Origin of the sequence: Bacillus sp. BP-3 (genome assembly GCF_028401955.1) — a bacterium.
Taxonomy (GTDB): Bacteria; Bacillota; Bacilli; order Bacillales; family Bacillaceae_G; genus Bacillus_A.
On sequence record NZ_JAQOTJ010000007.1, the window covers coordinates 159,463 to 176,345 of the forward strand.

The 16,883-nt window shown below is 37.1% G+C and carries 16 protein-coding genes; 11 read left to right on the forward strand and 5 right to left on the reverse strand.

Annotated elements, in window-relative coordinates:
* Window positions 1–541: 541 nt before the first annotated feature.
* Entirely contained in the window at window positions 542–1,459 is a 918-nt protein-coding gene (locus PLX19_RS13510; protein ID WP_272189149.1) for a proline dehydrogenase, read from the forward strand.
* A gap of 24 nt (window positions 1,460–1,483) precedes the next feature.
* On the opposite strand, the gene PLX19_RS13515 is transcribed toward PLX19_RS13510, so the two are convergent.
* Both PLX19_RS13515 and PLX19_RS13520 read right to left on the reverse strand, forming a co-directional pair.
* Entirely contained in the window at window positions 1,484–2,320 is an 837-nt protein-coding gene (locus PLX19_RS13515; RefSeq protein WP_272189150.1) for a D-alanyl-D-alanine carboxypeptidase family protein, read from the reverse strand.
* Window positions 2,321–2,403: 83 nt separating this feature from the next.
* A complete protein-coding gene (locus PLX19_RS13520; protein WP_272189152.1) occupies window positions 2,404–2,550 on the reverse strand; it encodes a YuzL family protein in 147 nt (48 codons plus the stop codon).
* A 220-nt stretch (window positions 2,551–2,770) separates the two neighbouring features.
* On the opposite strand from PLX19_RS13520, the gene PLX19_RS13525 reads away from it, so the two are divergent.
* The 3 genes from PLX19_RS13525 (at window position 2,771) to PLX19_RS13535 (ending at window position 8,353) form a co-directional block, all read left to right on the forward strand.
* Window positions 2,771–5,152, forward strand: a complete 2,382-nt coding sequence (locus PLX19_RS13525) for a 3-hydroxyacyl-CoA dehydrogenase/enoyl-CoA hydratase family protein (protein ID WP_272189153.1) — start codon at window positions 2,771–2,773, stop codon at window positions 5,150–5,152.
* A 15-nt stretch (window positions 5,153–5,167) separates the two neighbouring features.
* Window positions 5,168–6,343: an acetyl-CoA C-acetyltransferase gene (locus PLX19_RS13530; protein ID WP_020062326.1), complete on the forward strand. Its 1,176-nt coding sequence runs from the start codon at window positions 5,168–5,170 to the stop codon at window positions 6,341–6,343.
* Window positions 6,344–6,568: 225 nt separating this feature from the next.
* The gene (locus PLX19_RS13535) at window positions 6,569–8,353 is read left to right on the forward strand and encodes an acyl-CoA dehydrogenase family protein (protein WP_272189155.1); all 1,785 of its coding nucleotides are present in this window, start codon (window positions 6,569–6,571) and stop codon (window positions 8,351–8,353) included.
* Between the two features lie 86 nt (window positions 8,354–8,439).
* Here PLX19_RS13535 and PLX19_RS13540 read toward each other — a convergent pair whose 3' ends face one another.
* On the reverse strand, window positions 8,440–8,709 hold the full coding sequence (locus tag PLX19_RS13540) for a hypothetical protein (RefSeq protein ID WP_272189156.1): 270 nt from the start codon (window positions 8,707–8,709) through the stop codon (window positions 8,440–8,442).
* Between the two features lie 415 nt (window positions 8,710–9,124).
* Here PLX19_RS13540 and PLX19_RS13545 point away from each other — a divergent pair, with 415 nt between their 5' ends.
* From PLX19_RS13545 to PLX19_RS13570, 6 genes are all read left to right on the forward strand, one after another.
* On the forward strand, window positions 9,125–9,847 hold the full coding sequence (locus PLX19_RS13545; protein ID WP_272189157.1) for an MBL fold metallo-hydrolase: 723 nt from the start codon (window positions 9,125–9,127) through the stop codon (window positions 9,845–9,847).
* A gap of 3 nt (window positions 9,848–9,850) precedes the next feature.
* Window positions 9,851–10,408 carry a TetR/AcrR family transcriptional regulator gene (locus tag PLX19_RS13550; RefSeq protein ID WP_272189158.1) on the forward strand — a complete coding sequence of 186 codons (558 nt, stop codon included), beginning with the start codon at window positions 9,851–9,853 and terminating at the stop codon, window positions 10,406–10,408.
* A 95-nt stretch (window positions 10,409–10,503) separates the two neighbouring features.
* Window positions 10,504–10,689, forward strand: a complete 186-nt coding sequence (locus PLX19_RS13555) for a hypothetical protein (protein WP_272189159.1) — start codon at window positions 10,504–10,506, stop codon at window positions 10,687–10,689.
* 13 nt (window positions 10,690–10,702) lie between these two features.
* On the forward strand, window positions 10,703–10,951 hold the full coding sequence (locus PLX19_RS13560; RefSeq protein ID WP_272189160.1) for a spore coat protein: 249 nt from the start codon (window positions 10,703–10,705) through the stop codon (window positions 10,949–10,951).
* Window positions 10,952–11,288: 337 nt separating this feature from the next.
* Window positions 11,289–12,239, forward strand: a complete 951-nt coding sequence (locus PLX19_RS13565; RefSeq protein ID WP_272189161.1) for an L-lactate dehydrogenase — start codon at window positions 11,289–11,291, stop codon at window positions 12,237–12,239.
* A gap of 20 nt (window positions 12,240–12,259) precedes the next feature.
* The gene (locus PLX19_RS13570; protein WP_272189162.1) at window positions 12,260–13,273 is read left to right on the forward strand and encodes a PTS transporter subunit IIC; all 1,014 of its coding nucleotides are present in this window, start codon (window positions 12,260–12,262) and stop codon (window positions 13,271–13,273) included.
* Between the two features lie 100 nt (window positions 13,274–13,373).
* On the opposite strand, the gene PLX19_RS13575 is transcribed toward PLX19_RS13570, so the two are convergent.
* Window positions 13,374–14,015 (reverse strand): phosphatase PAP2 family protein, encoded by a 642-nt coding sequence (locus PLX19_RS13575; protein ID WP_272189163.1) that lies wholly within the window; start codon window positions 14,013–14,015, stop codon window positions 13,374–13,376.
* A 447-nt stretch (window positions 14,016–14,462) separates the two neighbouring features.
* Between PLX19_RS13575 and PLX19_RS13580 the strand changes: the two genes are divergently transcribed.
* Entirely contained in the window at window positions 14,463–16,181 is a 1,719-nt protein-coding gene (locus PLX19_RS13580; RefSeq protein WP_272189164.1) for a methyl-accepting chemotaxis protein, read from the forward strand.
* 145 nt (window positions 16,182–16,326) lie between these two features.
* Here PLX19_RS13580 and PLX19_RS13585 read toward each other — a convergent pair whose 3' ends face one another.
* On the reverse strand, window positions 16,327–16,773 hold the full coding sequence (locus PLX19_RS13585) for a DUF3978 family protein (RefSeq protein WP_272189165.1): 447 nt from the start codon (window positions 16,771–16,773) through the stop codon (window positions 16,327–16,329).
* Window positions 16,774–16,883: the final 110 nt, after the last annotated feature.

Sequence of the window (16,883 nt, forward strand, 5' to 3'; positions counted from 1 at the left end):
ACGGGCGAGAGCATCGAAGCGGTCAGGGCCTGCAAGGTTTAAACCAAAAGGAGAAAGCAAGTAGCGGTCATACGGTATTCTGCATAGCCGCTGGAGTTAGATGAAGATGACGAAAAATTAGAATGGATTTATATAAAAAATCTTTCTTTTTAGATGAAGTACCTGGCCGTGCGGAGAAGTGGTCAGGGCTTTTTTTGTCACATGCGGGGAGAAATCGATAATGCCCATGAATTATTTTTATATAATGTTCATGTGTCATATGATATAGAAGTGATACTTTCGTCTTGGATATAGGATAAGAGACTCAAAACATTTGTCGAATTTACTGCTGAGAGATGTAACTGGCTTTTCATCTCTTAACATTTCGGGATGTCGAAAAATTTTTTATATGATTTTTCCTTTTAGAATTCGGATGTGCAAACATTCTCGTATTATTATGTTAATTATCTAAATAATTATTTGTATCAAATAATTTTAAACAGTGATATAATTTAGAAGAGGGGTAAAAAACAGACAAAGTACAGTCATAGGGGTGAAAGACATGGAACAATTAATGCGTAATTCTTTTTTGTTTTTATCAAAAAATAAAGCGCTAACAAAACTAGCGAAAAAGTACGGCTTACGTTTTGGAGCAGGGCGCTTTGTTGCGGGAGAAACAATTGACTTAGCGGTAGCTGCCATTAAAGATTTAAACAAACAAAACCTTTGTGTTACGATCGACTATTTGGGGGAATTTGTTGATAACGAAGCAGAGGCAAATGAGATGGCGGATGAATCGATTGAAGCAATTCGTGCAATTGGCCGTGAAAAGCTAAATTCTCAGCTTTCATTAAAAATGACATCTATGGGTCTAGACATTTCAGAAAATTTAGTTATGAATAATATGCGCCGTATTTTAGACGCAGCGAAAGAAAACGGTGTGTTTGTAACAATTGATATGGAAGACTATTCACGTTGCGGAAAAACAATTGATATCTTCAAGAAGTTAAAAGAAGAATATGACAATGTTGGTACAGTAATTCAAGCATATTTATATCGTACAGAGAAAGATATAGATGATTTGAATGCGTATACGCCAAATTTACGTCTTGTAAAAGGGGCATATAAAGAGCCCGAGGAAGTTGCATTTCCAGAAAAGAAAGATGTAGATGAAAATTATAAAAAAATTATTAAAACGCACTTATTAAATGGCAATTATACAGCAGTCGCTTCACATGATGATGCAATTATTGAATATACAAAAAAACTTGCTGAAGAATACAACATTCCGCGTGATCAGTTTGAATTCCAAATGTTATACGGCATTCGCACAGAGCGTCAACTTGAGCTTGTGAAAGAAGGATATAAAATGCGTGTATATGTACCATATGGAAACGACTGGTACGGCTATTTCATGCGCCGCTTAGCAGAACGTCCAGCTAACGTAGCATTCGTATTAAAAGGAATGGTTAAAAAATAACCAAGGAAGTGTAAACTTCCTTGGTTATTTTAATTGCTCAAAAGCATATTCTGCCATCTTTTTGGCATCGGGATAAACTGTTTTGCGGCCAGTAGAGAGGACAACGGTAATCACTCTTTTCCCGTCTTTTTCATCTATTGTAACGACCGTATATTCTGCTAATGCTGAAAGACCACTTTTACTTCCAATCGCATGTGGATCAGCGTACAATTCCTCACGTCCATAGTTTGCGATCTTTTTCGTTTGCATAGATGTGTGCACTGTTGTATGAATGGTATTCATATCTTGCAACACTATTGGATATTTTAATGCTTCTTTTGTAATAAGTGCCAAATCGTATGGTGAAATTTTATTACTAAGCGCATCAGCTCCGCTTGCATTTTTAAACGTTGTATGTGTTGCTCCCAGTTGTTTTGCTCGTTCATTCATCATTTTTGCAAACTTTTCTTTGGAACCGGCGATATGCTCTGCAATCGATTCGGCAATTGGATCGGCACTAATGACAAGCATGAGCTTTAATGCTTCATCACGCTTTAATTTTTCTCCGGCATGCAGTGTAATTTTTTTGCTTTGGTTTTCTGTTTTTATCGCATATTCTGTCACAGTAATTTCTTCATCTTCTTTTACATTTTCCAGCAAAAGGAGAGTGGTCATCATTTTCGTTACACTCGCTGGATAGGAACGATCATGTTCACGTTTTCCGTATAAAATGTCTCCTGTTTTTGCATCAATCGTCACGCCGTACTTTCCAGATATATCAGGCTGATTGGCCTTAACTATTTGCCTATGCGCATATAAAGAAAAAATCATTGCAATAAATAATGTAGCTGAAATAACAAGTAGTGTAATGGTTCGTTTCATTATGTACCCTCTTTTATGTATGAAATAGACAGCGATATAGCTCATTTTTCATTATGCCATGTTCGCTGCCTATAGTTGTACTATTATTTTTCACCCATATTGTGTTTCTTATATTGCTGATTATTTCCTTGGCGGCCTTTTTCGATGCCGCGATCAACTGGGCCAGCATTTCCTGTTACGCTTGTTGAACTAATACCTGCTTTTGATGGATTTTTTTTAATTTTAGCCATAAGTTATGCCTCCGTTTGATCAAGTGTTTTAAGAAAGGAAGTTCACTACATATCATGTCCAAAATATGAAAAAAGAAATAAGTTCAGAAAATTTTATTTTTAAATATATTGCGAAAATTTAAACGTTAGCATATATTTATTAGTAGAGGCTCATTCATAGATTGCGACGTTTGTCGAAAAATTGAATGAGCGTTCATTCAAGAATAAGGGGGAGAATTGGATGTTCCAAATTAAAAAGGCTGCAGTTCTTGGTTCTGGTGTAATGGGTTCTGGGATTGCTGCACATTTAGCTAACATCGGTATACCGACATTATTGCTTGATATTGTACCACCATCGCTGACGAAGGAAGAAGAAGCGAAGGGACTTACATTAGAACATAAAAGTGTACGAAATCGTTTCAGCAACGGAGCGTTGCAAAAGTTGTTAAAGCAAAAACCAGCTCCTCTTACAGTAAAAGGAAACTTAGCATTAATTGAGGCGGGCAATATGGAAGATGACATGGAACGCCTTGCTGATGTTGATTGGATTATTGAGGTTGTTGTTGAAAATTTAGATGTTAAAAAGAAAGTATTTGAAAAGGTAGAAGCTGTTCGTAAACCAGGTTCTATTGTGAGCTCAAATACATCGGGTATTTCCGTTGAAAAGATGATCGAAGGGCGTTCAGATGACTTCAAAAAACATTTCCTAGGAACGCACTTTTTTAACCCACCACGTTATTTAAAACTTCTTGAGATTATACCAACAAAAGATACAGATTCACATGTGTTAGAATTCATGAAACTATTTGGCGAAGATGTACTAGGCAAAGGTGTTGTGGTTGCAAAAGACACACCAAACTTTATTGGAAACCGCATTGGTACGTACGGACTGCTTGTAACGCTGCAAGAAATGGTAAAACGCGGTTATAGCGTTGGAGAGGTAGATTCTGTAACAGGTCCGTTAATTGGTCGTCCAAAAAGTGCAACGTTCCGTACATTAGATGTTGTCGGATTAGATACATTTGTTCACGTTGCAAATAACGTATATGAAAATGTACAAGAAGAAGAGCGCGAAGTCTTTAAAGTACCAGCATTCATGCATGACATGTTAGAAAGAAAATGGCTTGGAAGTAAAACAGGTCAAGGCTTCTTCTTAAAACAAGGAAAAGAGATTTTAGAGTTAAATCCTGAAACGATGGAATACGAAGCACGTAAAAAATTAAAGGCAGCTTCTGTTGAGATAAGTAAACAAGAAAAAGGATTAGCGAATAAATTGAAAGCGCTTGTATATGCAAAAGACCGCGCTGGTGAATTGTTATGGAACATTATTACACCGACTCTTCTATACGCAGCAAAGCTTACGAAAGAAATTGCTGATGATATTGTTGCAATTGATAATGCGATGAAGTGGGGCTTCGGCTGGGAGCAAGGTCCGTTTGAAATTTGGGATGCAATTGGTGTTGCGAAGTCCGTTCAGAAGATGGAAGAGAACGGTCAAGTTGTTCCAAATTGGGTAAAAGAAATGATTGAGAACGGTGTTACATCATTTTATAAACAAGATAATGGCGAGAGTTATTACTATGATAACGGTGAGTACAAACAAATCGTTCGTAATAAAAAAGCAATTTCTCTAAAACAATTGAAAGAGAAAAATGGCGTACTAAAGAAAAATAGCGGTGCAAGCTTAATTGACTTAGGAGATGGCGTTCTTTGCTTAGAGTTCCATTCTAAGAGCAATGCGATTGGTATGGATATTACGCAAATGATTAACTACGCTGTTGATGAAGTAGAGAAGAATTATAAAGGGCTTGTTATTGGAAACCAATCGAAAAACTTCTGCGTAGGTGCAAACCTTGCGATGATCTTAATGGAAGCACAAGACGACAACTACTTTGAAATTGAGTGGGTTGTGAAAAGTTTCCAAGATGCAATGATGAAAATTAAGTACTGCTCAAAACCAGTTGTGGCAGCGCCTTACGGTATGACACTTGGCGGCGGTACAGAAGTTTGCTTACCAGCAGCTAGCATTCAAGCTTCTAGTGAAACGTATATGGGACTAGTAGAAGTTGGTGTTGGTTTAATCCCTGGCGGAGGCGGTAACAAAGAGCTATACATTAAGCATCTAAACAAAATGGCAAATGGTGTTGAGTTTGATCTGCAAAAAGTCGCAAACAAAGTGTTTGAATCAGTAGCGATGGCGAAAGTTTCAACATCTGCGCAAGAAGCAGTCTCTCATAACTTCTTAGGCGATAAAGATGGCATTAGCGTCAATGGTGATCACTTACTATACGATGCAAAACAAAAAGCACTTACTTTATATGAAGCAGGCTATAAAGCACCAATTCGTAAAAAGATTCCAGTTGTTGGGGAAACAGGATATGCAACGCTTGCGCTTGGAGCAGAAGCAATGCATTTATCTGGCTACATTTCCGAGTATGATCTGCACATTGCGAAAAAACTCGCATATGTCATTGCTGGCGGAAAAGTCCCATACGGAACAGAAGTGGATGAGCAATATTTATTAGATATTGAACGCGAGGCGTTTATTAGTTTAGTGAGCGAAATGAAATCACAAGCAAGAATGCAGCACATGCTTGTAAAAGGAAAACCATTACGTAACTAAGGAGGAAGATTGTTCATGAGAGAAGCTGTTATTGTTGCAGGGGCAAGAACGCCTATCGGGAAAGCGAAGAGAGGATCATTAAATACAGTGCGTCCTGATGACTTAGGAGCATTAGTTGTAAAAGAAACGTTAAAACGTGCAAATAACTATGACGGTCCAATTGACGATTTAATTTTTGGCTGTGCGATGCCAGAAGCAGAGCAAGGTTTAAATATGGCACGTAATATCGGCGGGTTAGCAGGGCTTTCTTATGACGTTCCGGCTATTACCATTAACCGTTACTGTTCTTCAGGTCTGCAAAGTATCGCTTACGGTGCAGAGCGCATTATGCTTGGTCATTCAGAGGCAGTATTATCAGGCGGCGCTGAATCAATGAGTTTAGTGCCGATGATGGGGCACGTTGTTCGTCCGAATAGCCGCCTTGTTGAAGCGGCTCCGGAATATTATATGGGCATGGGACATACTGCAGAACAAGTTGCTGTAAAGTATGGTATTTCCCGTGAGGAGCAAGATGCATTTGCAGTAAGAAGCCATCAGCGTGCGGCAAAAGCATTAGCAGAAGGGAAATTTGCAGATGAAACAGTGTCTGTTGATGTAACGCTTCGCACTGTTGGGGCAAATAACAAGCTGCAAGAAGAGACTATTTTGTTCTCACAAGATGAAGGCGTAAGAGCAGATACGACGTTAGATGTACTTGGGAAACTGCGTCCAGCATTTAATGTGCGCGGAACTGTAACTGCTGGTAACTCCTCACAAATGAGTGACGGCGCAGCGGCAGTATTACTAATGGATCGTGAAAAAGCAGTAAGCGACGGATTACAGCCGCTGGCGAAATTCCGCTCCTTCGCAGTAGCTGGTGTACCGCCAGAAGTAATGGGAATTGGTCCAATTGCAGCGATTCCGAAAGCATTAAAATTAGCGGGCTTAGAGTTATCTGATATTGGCTTATTTGAACTAAATGAAGCATTTGCATCGCAATCCATCCAAGTTATTCGCGAACTTGGACTAGATGAAGAAAAAGTAAACGTAAACGGCGGAGCGATTGCCCTTGGACATCCACTTGGCTGTACAGGATCAAAATTAACATTATCTCTTATTCATGAGATGAAACGCCGCAACGAACAATTCGGTATCGTAACAATGTGTATCGGCGGCGGAATGGGTGCTGCTGGAGTGTTTGAACTACTGTAATAAAAGTGGAAGCGGCTCGCTCAGAACAGGAGGGGGGATGGAGCTTCTGACAAAGAGGAGCTTTTTGCCTCGGCGGAAGACGCGAAGCCACCGACTGTTTTAGCCGCTGGAACTAGATAATATAAAAACGGACTTAGATAAATAAAGAGGGTATGCAAAAAAAGAAGGCTAGCTTCTCTTATAACAAGAGAAGCAGCCTATGAAAATATGAAGGAGGAATTTTTCATGGAAAAAACAGTAGGAAGTGCAGTAAAAGGCGGTAGCTTTTTAATTGATGATATTACAATCGAGCAAGTATTTACGCCGGAAGATTATAGCGATGAGCATAAATTAATTGCGAAAACGACAGAAGATTTTATTGTAAATGAAGTATTACCAGAGCTTGAATATTTAGAGAAACATGAGTTTGATCGCTCTGTTCGCTTATTAAAAGAAGCTGGCGAGCTTGGTTTATTAGGTGCTGATGTACCGGAAGAGTACGGCGGTATTGGTCTTGATAAAATTAGTTCTGCATTAATCTCAGAGAAGTTTTCTCTTGCAGGCGGCTTTGCAATTACACACGGTGCTCACGTTGGGATTGGATCGTTACCAATCGTATTATTCGGTAACGAAGAGCAAAAGAAAAAATATTTACCTGCGTTAGCAACAGGTGAAAAGTTAGCTGCATACGCATTAACAGAGCCAGGTTCTGGATCTGATGCATTAGGCGCAAAAACAACGGCTCGCTTAAATGCGGAAGGTACACACTACGTATTAAACGGTGAGAAACAATGGATTACAAACTCTGCTTTCGCTGATGTATTCGTTGTATATGCGAAAGTAGATGGCGAACATTTCTCAGCGTTTATCGTAGAGAGAGAATACCCAGGTGTATCTACAGGCCCGGAAGAAAAGAAAATGGGTATTAAATGTTCTTCTACTCGTACATTAATTTTAGAAGATGCATTAGTACCGAAAGAAAATGTACTTGGTGAAATTGGTAAAGGTCATGTTATTGCCTTTAACATTTTAAATATTGGTCGCTATAAATTAGGTGTTGGTACAGTTGGTTCTTCAAAACGTGCGTTAGAAATTTCAGCGCAATATGCAAATCAGCGTCAACAATTTAAACAACCAATTGCTCGCTTCCCATTAATTCAAGAGAAACTTGCAAATATGGCAGCGAAAATTTATGCAGCTGAAAGCTCTGTATATCGTACAGTTGGTTTATTTGAAAGCCGTATGAGCACATTATCGGAAGAAGAAGTAAAAGACGGAAAAGCTGTTGCAGCTTCTATTGCTGAATATGCAATTGAGTGCTCTTTAAACAAAGTATTCGGTTCTGAAGTATTAGATTACGTAGTGGATGAAGGTGTCCAAATCCATGGTGGTTACGGATTTATGGCAGAGTACGAGATTGAAAGAATGTACCGCGACTCTCGTATTAACCGTATTTTCGAAGGTACGAACGAAATTAACCGCTTAATCGTACCAGGTACGTTCTTGCGTAAAGCAATGAAAGGTGAATTACCACTTTTACAAGAAGCACAAAAATTACAAGAACAGTTAATGATGATGATGCCAGAAGAAGTAGGCGATGAGCCATTAGCGCTTCAAAAACATTTAGTGAAAAATGCGAAGAAAATTGGCTTAATGGTTGCTGGTTTAGCTGCTCAAAAATACGGTAAAGGCTTAGACAAAGAACAAGAAGTTCTTGTGAACATTGCGGATATCGTAAATAACTTATACGCAATGGAATCAGCTGTTCTTCGTACAGAAAAAGCAATCAAAGTAACTGGCCTTGAGAAGAACAAACAAAAAGTTCTTTACACAGAAGTATTTTGCCAAGAAGCATTCAACCAAATCGAAGCAGATGCAAAAGAAACAATTATCGCTGTTGAAAATGGCGATATGCTGCGCATGATGTTATCTGCACTTCGTAAGCTAACACGTCACACACCAATTAACGTTATTCCGAAGAAACGTGAAATTGCAGCGAAAGTGTTAGAGGATGAGCGTTATACAGTTTAATAAATAAGAAGGAGCTGCCTTTGAGGCAGCTCTTTCTTTCGCGTTTGACAATATATTGACGCACTCGATAGTTGTATAAAGAGAAATTAAAGAATAAAAAATATAAATGCTATGTATCCAACTGAAATAAAACCTACTAATGTCTGACCAATAACATTAATCTTTATATGAATATCATTTTTCCAATCTTTAGCCATCATATAACTAAGTGAAAAAGCAGAAACAAATGGACAAAAGAAACCTATTATTCCACATACACTATTCCAATCATTAAACACATCAACAAAAAACGTTATCAACAATGTAATATTAGTTGCTAGTAATAGGTAATATTTCAAAAACAACAGCCCTCTCATAAATCAATTACTAATTTAGTTTTTACCACAAACCTGCCCTTTAATTAAATTAAGCAACATCATAACCTCCATAATTATTTTAACATAAATTACCTTATTTTTCGGATTTTCACCCCCTTAAAACCTCAAATAACAACAAAAATTACACCTGAAATTTTTGTGTGACAATAGCCAATATCAGCATGTTAAAACTCAATAAAATCTTATATAAAAATAAAAAACGAGAATAAAACCTGTACGACTTTTCTCCTTGATTTACAATGCTATTTCTAATGTTTCTTCACGTTATCGGAACTACTTAATATAAAACGGCTACTTCTTTTTTTGCACAAAAATGGAATTTTCAGTGACAAAAACTAATGCTATTAGTATAATGAAACTAATACCGTTAGTTTTTGGGGAGGGAGTTGGAAATATGAGAATGATGCACGAAAAAACAGTATATCAATTGTCATTTTTACCAAGAGTGTTTCCTGTGAATTGTTATTTTGTAGAGGAAGAAGATGGTTTAACTTTAATTGATGCGGCTTTGCCATATAGCGCAAAAGGCATCTTACAAGCGGCTGAGAAAATAGGGAAACCAATTACTAATATTGTATTAACGCATGCGCATGATGATCACATCGGTGCACTAGACGCATTAAAAGAAGTACTTCCTGATGTTCCAGTTTATATTTCTAAGCGGGACGCAAGGCTGTTAGAAGGAGATACGACATTACAAAGAGATGAACCGAATACGCCGATAAAGGGCGGTGTACCTAAAAAGGTGAAGACGAGACCAGATGTTTTATTAGAGGATGGAGACCGAATTGGATCGCTTCTTGCGATTATGACACCTGGACATACACCAGGCTCCATGTCGTTTCTTGATACGCGAAATAACGCTCTTATTGTGGGAGATGTATTTCAAACAAGAGGGGGCACAGCTGTTTCGGGACAAATGAAATTTTGGTTTCCGTTTCCTGCAATGGCAACGTGGAGTAAAGAAGTAGCATTACAGAGTGCAGAAAGGCTAAGAGAATATGAGCCTTCCTTACTCGCGGCAGGGCATGGAAAAATGATAAATAATCCAGGCGCTGCAATAGACTGTGCCATTGAGGAAGCAAAGCGAAATATAGAAAGTATGAAAGAGGGTTAATTTATGTCACCGAGAATCGGACTTACATTACAGAAAATTGTAGTCACAGCGGCAGAAATCGCAGATACAAATGGCATACAAGAAGTAACATTAGCGTCATTATCGCAAAGGCTGGGAATACGTTCTCCTTCTCTATACAATCATGTGGAAGGGTTACAAGATGTCCGAAAGCATCTTGGTATTTACGGAATAAAGCAGCTACACGGGGCACTGAAAGAGGCGGTTGAGGATAAAAGTATGGACGAAGCAATTCATGCATTAGGAGAAGCGTACGTATCATTTGTCCGAAAACATCCTGGATTGTATGAAGCAACTTTTTTACGGGATGAAGAAGTGCAACAAGCAGGAGACGGAATTGTAGAGCTTTGTCTTCGGGTTTTACAGCAATACGGCTTAGAAGGAGAGAATGTACTTCATGCGACGCGCGGACTAAGAAGTATTTGTCACGGATTTGCGTCAATTGAACAACAAGGCGGATTTGGGTTGCCGCTGGATTTAGATGTGAGTTTACAGTTATTATTGGAAACATTTATTAAAGGACTGTATGTGATGAAAGGATAAAACCTTAGAAGCGATTCTAAGGTTTTTTCGTGCATACAATTTCAAAAGAAATAAATACTAAATCGTGAATGAACAAAGAAAGGAAGGTCGTCACAATGCAAAATTTAACTGAACTTGAAGTAGAAAATTTGCGTCATCTGATTGGCGGGCATGCAACAGTTATTAACAAATTACAAGAGTATGCACAGACATGTACGGACCCGCAGCTGAAGCAAATGTTACAAAAAGATGTGCAAGATGCACAAAATACGAAACAGCGATTAATGTCGTTTCTAGGATAGGAGTGCAGAGAATATGAATGAAAAAGATATGGTGAACGATTACTTAGCCGGGTTAAATGCAAGTTTAACGGGTTATGCAAATTACATTGCGCAAGCGAATAACGAACAATTACATCAAACGTTAATTCAAATTCGTAATCAAGATGAAGTAAGACAACGTAATTTATATGAATATGCGATGCAAAAAGGCTATTATCAACCAGCGGCTGCAGCAAATCCAATGGTTGTACAGCAGTTAAAAAGTCAATTGAATGCACAATAAAGTGAAACTTTAATCAGTGGGGGTTATCTTCATCGCCCGCTGATTATCAGCCCTCATCAATTGGGCTTTTACGGGCAGTAATACGGCCCGCAAATAGCGAGATAAAAACAGAAATATTTCAAAGCGGATAACGTAATCGAGACGTTACCCGCTTTTTTTGTGAAAATAAAACATTCGGAACTTTGTCGGAATTATGTGCAAAGGGACATAAAATGTCTATATTATTTGTGATACTTTTCACAAGTTGTACATGGTTTCTATGGTAAAAGCTTCTATAATAAAACGTGTGAGTTATATAAAACAAAGAAGGCTATATTAGGAAGCAGGGGAGATCATCATGAATAGAAGTACAAGAAAAGTTGCAATTATAGGTACTGGGTTAGTTGGATCTAGCTGTGCGTATTCTATTGTGAATCAAGGAATCTGTGAAGAATTAGTGTTAATTGATATTAATCATGAACGGGCAGTTGGCGAAGCAATGGATTTGTCACACTGCATGAATTTTACAAATACAAGAACAAAAGTATATGCAGGAACTTATGAAGACTGTAAGGATATGGATATTGTTATTGTTACAGCAGGACCTACTCCAAAACCAGGACAAAGTCGTCTTGATACTTTAAGAGTAGGTGCGAAAATTATGGAAAGTGTCGTATCAGAGGTTATGAACAGCGGATTTCAAGGTATTTTCTTAATTGCCTCTAATCCAGTTGATATTATGACTTACCAAGTTTGGAAGCTATCCGGTCTTCCGAGAAACCGTGTGATTGGTACTGGAACATCTTTAGATTCTTCTCGCTTACGAACAATTTTGTCTGAAATATTTGAGGTGGACCCGCGTAGCATTCACGGTTACTCATTAGGACAACATGGCGATTCACAAATGGTTGCTTGGTCTCACGTAACAGTTGGCGGAAAACCAATTCTCCAAATTTTAGAAGAGCAAAAAGAACGATTTGCAGATATTGATTTAGATTCGATTGTTGAACAAACTGCAAAAGCGGGTTTAGAAATTTCTAAACGAAAAGGAACAACTTATTACGGCACCGGGAACTCCTTAGCTTATATTGCACGTTCTATTTTTAATGATGATTATCGTGTTATGGCTGTATCAACAATTCTAGATGGTGAATATGGTGAGTATGAAATTTGTACAGGTGTCCCAGCTATCATAACAAGAGATGGTGTAAAAGAGATTGTTGAGCTGAGCTTAACAGAAGCTGAAGAAAGTCAATTTGCACAATCAAATGATATTTTACGTGACTATATGAAAATAATTGGTTGCTAGATTAGATGAAGGTAAAACAGATGAAGGAATATATCATGCCTCGTATATTTAAAGGGTCTGCAGGAATTGCACAAGGTATTTTCGTATCTCTTGGAATTGGCCTACTGATTGAGAATATAGGAAGAATTGGCGATATTCCAACGTTAATTACAATCGGAATTGTTGCGAAATCACTTATGGCGCCGGCAATTGGAGCAGGGATTGCTTTTATGCTCGGAGCAAATGGACTTGTCATTTTCTCAGCGATGGTTGCAGGAACGATTGGAGCTGGAGCGATTTCGATTACTACAGCCGGTTTAATGATTAAAACTGGCGAACCAATCGGTGCGTTATTAACAGCGACGCTAGCGATTTATATCGGTAAACGGTTAAGCGGAAAAACAGCTTTAGATATGATGCTCGTTCCGTTTGCGTCAATATTAGGTTCAGGTTTAGTCGGTATTTGGTTATCTCAAAATATTACGCCTGTCTTAAATACAGTTGGGGAATTTATTAAAGATAGCTCAGCTGGTAACCCGTTTATCGCGTCTATTGTACTTGCAGTTGTTTGGGGGTTGTTATTAATGTCTCCAGCGTCATCAGCAGCTCTAGCAATTGCACTTAGCTTAGATGGTGTGGCAGGCGGTGCGGCACTTGCAGGATGCGTCGCTCAATTTATTGGATTCGCTGTTATTTCTGCGAAAGAAAATAATTTAGGCGGTATTTTAGCGCAAGCTCTTTGTACACCGAAAGTGCAACTTCCGAATATCACTAGAAATCCAATGATTCTTGTACCAACTGTTGTTGCGAGTGCGATTGTAGGTCCTGTATCAGCGCTTGTCTTCCAAATCACAGCAGGGAAAGAAATTGCAGGTCTTGGACTTAGTTCTTTAATCGCACCAATTAATTTGATTTCAAGCAAAGGATTGAGCGTTGTTCCAGCGATGATGATTACTTATATCGTAATTCCAGTAGCTGTTTCTTATATACTGTATATGATTTTGAAAAAAACAGGTCGCATTAAACCTGGCGACATGACTGTACCACAATCTTAAAGACTAGTAAGAGTGTTTTAAAATATGCCAATTTGAAAATCTCCTCTTACATAGAGAAAAGCAGACTGAAGAAGCCACAGTCTGCTTTTGTTGTTATAGATTATACGCCGGCTTGCACAGTAATCTTTTGCTCACGTGATTCAAATACATAGTGCATGGCTGCATAGAGGAAGCTTCCTAGTACGACACCTGCTACCACATCTACAAAGGCGTGCTGTTTTGTAAATAAGGTAGACAAAATAATGAGCACACCAACAAATATTAGCAGGCAGTACATCCATTTACTTTGTTCCTTTCGCTTAAAGGCTGTAATCATAATGACAAATGTTGTGAGTACGTGAATACTAGGAAAACAATTCACCGGTTGATCGAGACTATAAATATAGCGTACTAAATTAGCAAATACATCATTGCCGATTACTTCAGGGCGTGTTACTGTTGTTTGCCACATATAATAGACGCTAAAGGAAGTGAGTTTCCCGAATAGGACACTACTTAATGTAACATAATAGAGTTTTCGATCTGCAAAGCAGTAATAAATAAGAGCGCCATATAAATAAGGGAACCAAAGTAAATATGGAACGATAAATTCTTTTGTGAATGGAATCCATTCATCTATTTTTGTTGTTACATTTACAGCGCCTACTGTGGAGTGATTGAGCACGTCATAAAGGGCACTTACAGGTATAAGTAGGAGTAGGTAAGATAATGGGATAAAGGCTGAAAACTTATTATTTTTCATAGTAATTCTCCTATTTGTAATGTAATAACTTAGAACTTGAAAAATTATAATATAAAACATATAAATGAACCATCGATTTTTCTAACATTTTTTACAAATAACCTTACAGTTTTGTCACTATATCATATTATGAGGTCTTGATGCGGGTGTGCTTAAGAGAAGTTACCATTAATTAAACGTTTGTTTAAGTAGTATGTTCGTTTTTTATGCCTTAATCAAACGTTTGTTTAAGTAGTATGTTCGATTTTATGGCACTAATCAAACGTTTGTTTAAAACGCTAGCTAGAGAATTGGCACAGTCAAAACGTTCTATAATCTTTTTTTATTAACCACCTTATTTATTCAAAGAAAAGACAAATAACGATACATATTACATATCGCTATTTCTCTTTTTTTATTATAAACTATTTAACGTAATATAAAGATAAACAAGGAGGCCGTGACTTAATGTCATTTCTAAAAAATAGTAAAATTGGTACAAAATTAAACATGTTAATGATTACAGCCACTATTGCATGTATTCTTTTATCGATCATAGGAGTTATGGGATTAAAGAAAACAGGTGAAGCTTCTGCAAGTATGTATAAAGAAAGGTTACTTCCGATTTACTGGATAGAATCTGTAGAATCTAATTTTCATTATACACTTAAGAACCTGACAGAACTTATGATTACAACAGACGAACAAAGAAATGAACAATTAGTAAGTAACATGGAGCAAGCACGAAACAAAAATAATGAGTTATTAAAAAAGTATGAGTCTGGAATAAGCTCGCAAGAAGAAAAACAATTATATGAAAATTTTCAGAACAATCTTCGTGAATTAAGAACGCATATAGATAAATCAAAAGGTTTAGCAATTCAAAATAAAAATGAAGAGGCGTATGCTTACTATTTAAAAGAAGTCGATCCTAGCATGCAAAAAACAGCTAAATCTATTCAAGAGCTCATCAGCTATAATAGTAATCAAGCAGAAAAATTACAGGAAAATAATATCAATAGTGCGCGGGATGCAGTGCTTATGTTTATTGTTATTTCAGTTATAGCTGCTATTAGTATTATATTCATTGGATATATTATTAAAAGATCCGTTAGGAATCCAATTGCTTTACTGCAGCATGATATGGAACAAGTGGCAAATGGTAATTTAATGATACGTACTTCCTATGAATCAAATGATGAATTAGGAAATATCGTTACTTCTTTTAATCATATGTTAGATAACTTGCAACAACTAATGGAGAAAATCAAAATAACGACAGAAGAAATTATTTCCTCTACAGATAGCATGTTACAGAATACAAAACAGGCATCTCAAATCTCTACCGAAGCTGTTCAAACAATTCACGAAGTGAACAAACAAATAGTAGGACAAGTTACGAGTATTCAAGAGAGTTCGATAGCAATGAATGACGTAGCAGATGGCGTTCAAATAGTAGCTGAATCCGCATCAACTGTTGCTGAAGTTGCTGTTGTCACAACAGATCGTGTGAATAGTGGAAGTGAAGTTATCAAGCAATCTATTACGCAAATGAATAATGTTCATAAAGTTGTTGAGGAAACATCTACGGTAATAGAACGTCTTGTTATGCGTACGCAAGACATCGATAAAGCTTTAAATGCGATTACGAATATTGCGGAGCAAACAAACCTTCTTGCTTTAAATGCTGCAATTGAGGCAGCTCGTGCAGGAGAAAATGGTAAAGGTTTTGCAGTTGTTGCAGCTGAAGTGAGAGATTTAGCTGAACAGTCAAAGCAATCGGCAAGTGAAATTAATGATTTAATTAAGTCTATCCAACAAGATACAAAAGATACTGTTCAAATCATGAAAAAAGGGCAAGAAGAAGCAACACAAGGAAGAAATGCTGCTAATGAAGCAGACCAAGCATTTTCAATTATTATGAAAGACATTCATAAAATATCACATCAAATTCAAGAAGTCTCAGCGACAACAGAAGAAATGTCCGCTGGAACAGAAGAAATTAACGCTTCATTATTGGTAGTATCAGAAACTTCTACAAAAGTAGCGAAAGATACGAATCAGACTGTACAAGCAATTCAAACACAAGCATCGTCAATTACAGAAATAACAAATCAATCTATGCAAATAAAAGGAAAAATTGAAGAGTTAGAAGGATTGATTTCACAATTTAAAATTGAAGGATAAACATTATCTATAAATATAAGAGACGGCTAATTAAAAAGCCCCCAATTTCAAAATGTGTTAGCGTTTAAGTAGTGGGGATTTGACAGTCGTCTCTTTTTCTTCTTTTTTGCAGTATTATTATTTCAATAAAATATCATGCAAGGACTTAAATAGATTGGTTATATATATTGATATATTTGGTAATCTTTTCATTTAATGGTGCTAAAAAGTCTGTAAATCCCGAACTCGTTGCACAAACGCCATTTATATGATGTAAAGAAAGTTTCTCGTGTAAGAGAAATTCACCTTGATGTCCAAATACTTGTATATGCGCATTCATTTGCTCTGAATCTTCTTGTGTCGATACAAGGATGTAGTGAAATGCCTTTACAGGAATGGCATGCGTTTTACAATACATATTTTCATTTTTTATGCCGCTTTGTGTTGTTATTTGAAACTGGAGAATTTCTTTGTTTATAGTAATGGAAAATGTTGTTGTTTTTAACTTTGTATCGGTGAACTTATCGAGCTCTTCAAGTTGCAACTGGATTGTAGTTTGATCTGGAAATTCGTAAATTTGTTGCTGGATTACTGTGCGAATTGGTAGCTCCATATAATAAATAATCTCCTTTTCTTTATGTGCTATAACATATAGAACAAAAGAACTAATATAAAAATTTCAAGTAATACATAAGGGTAATTTTTTATTGTTCATTAAAGAGA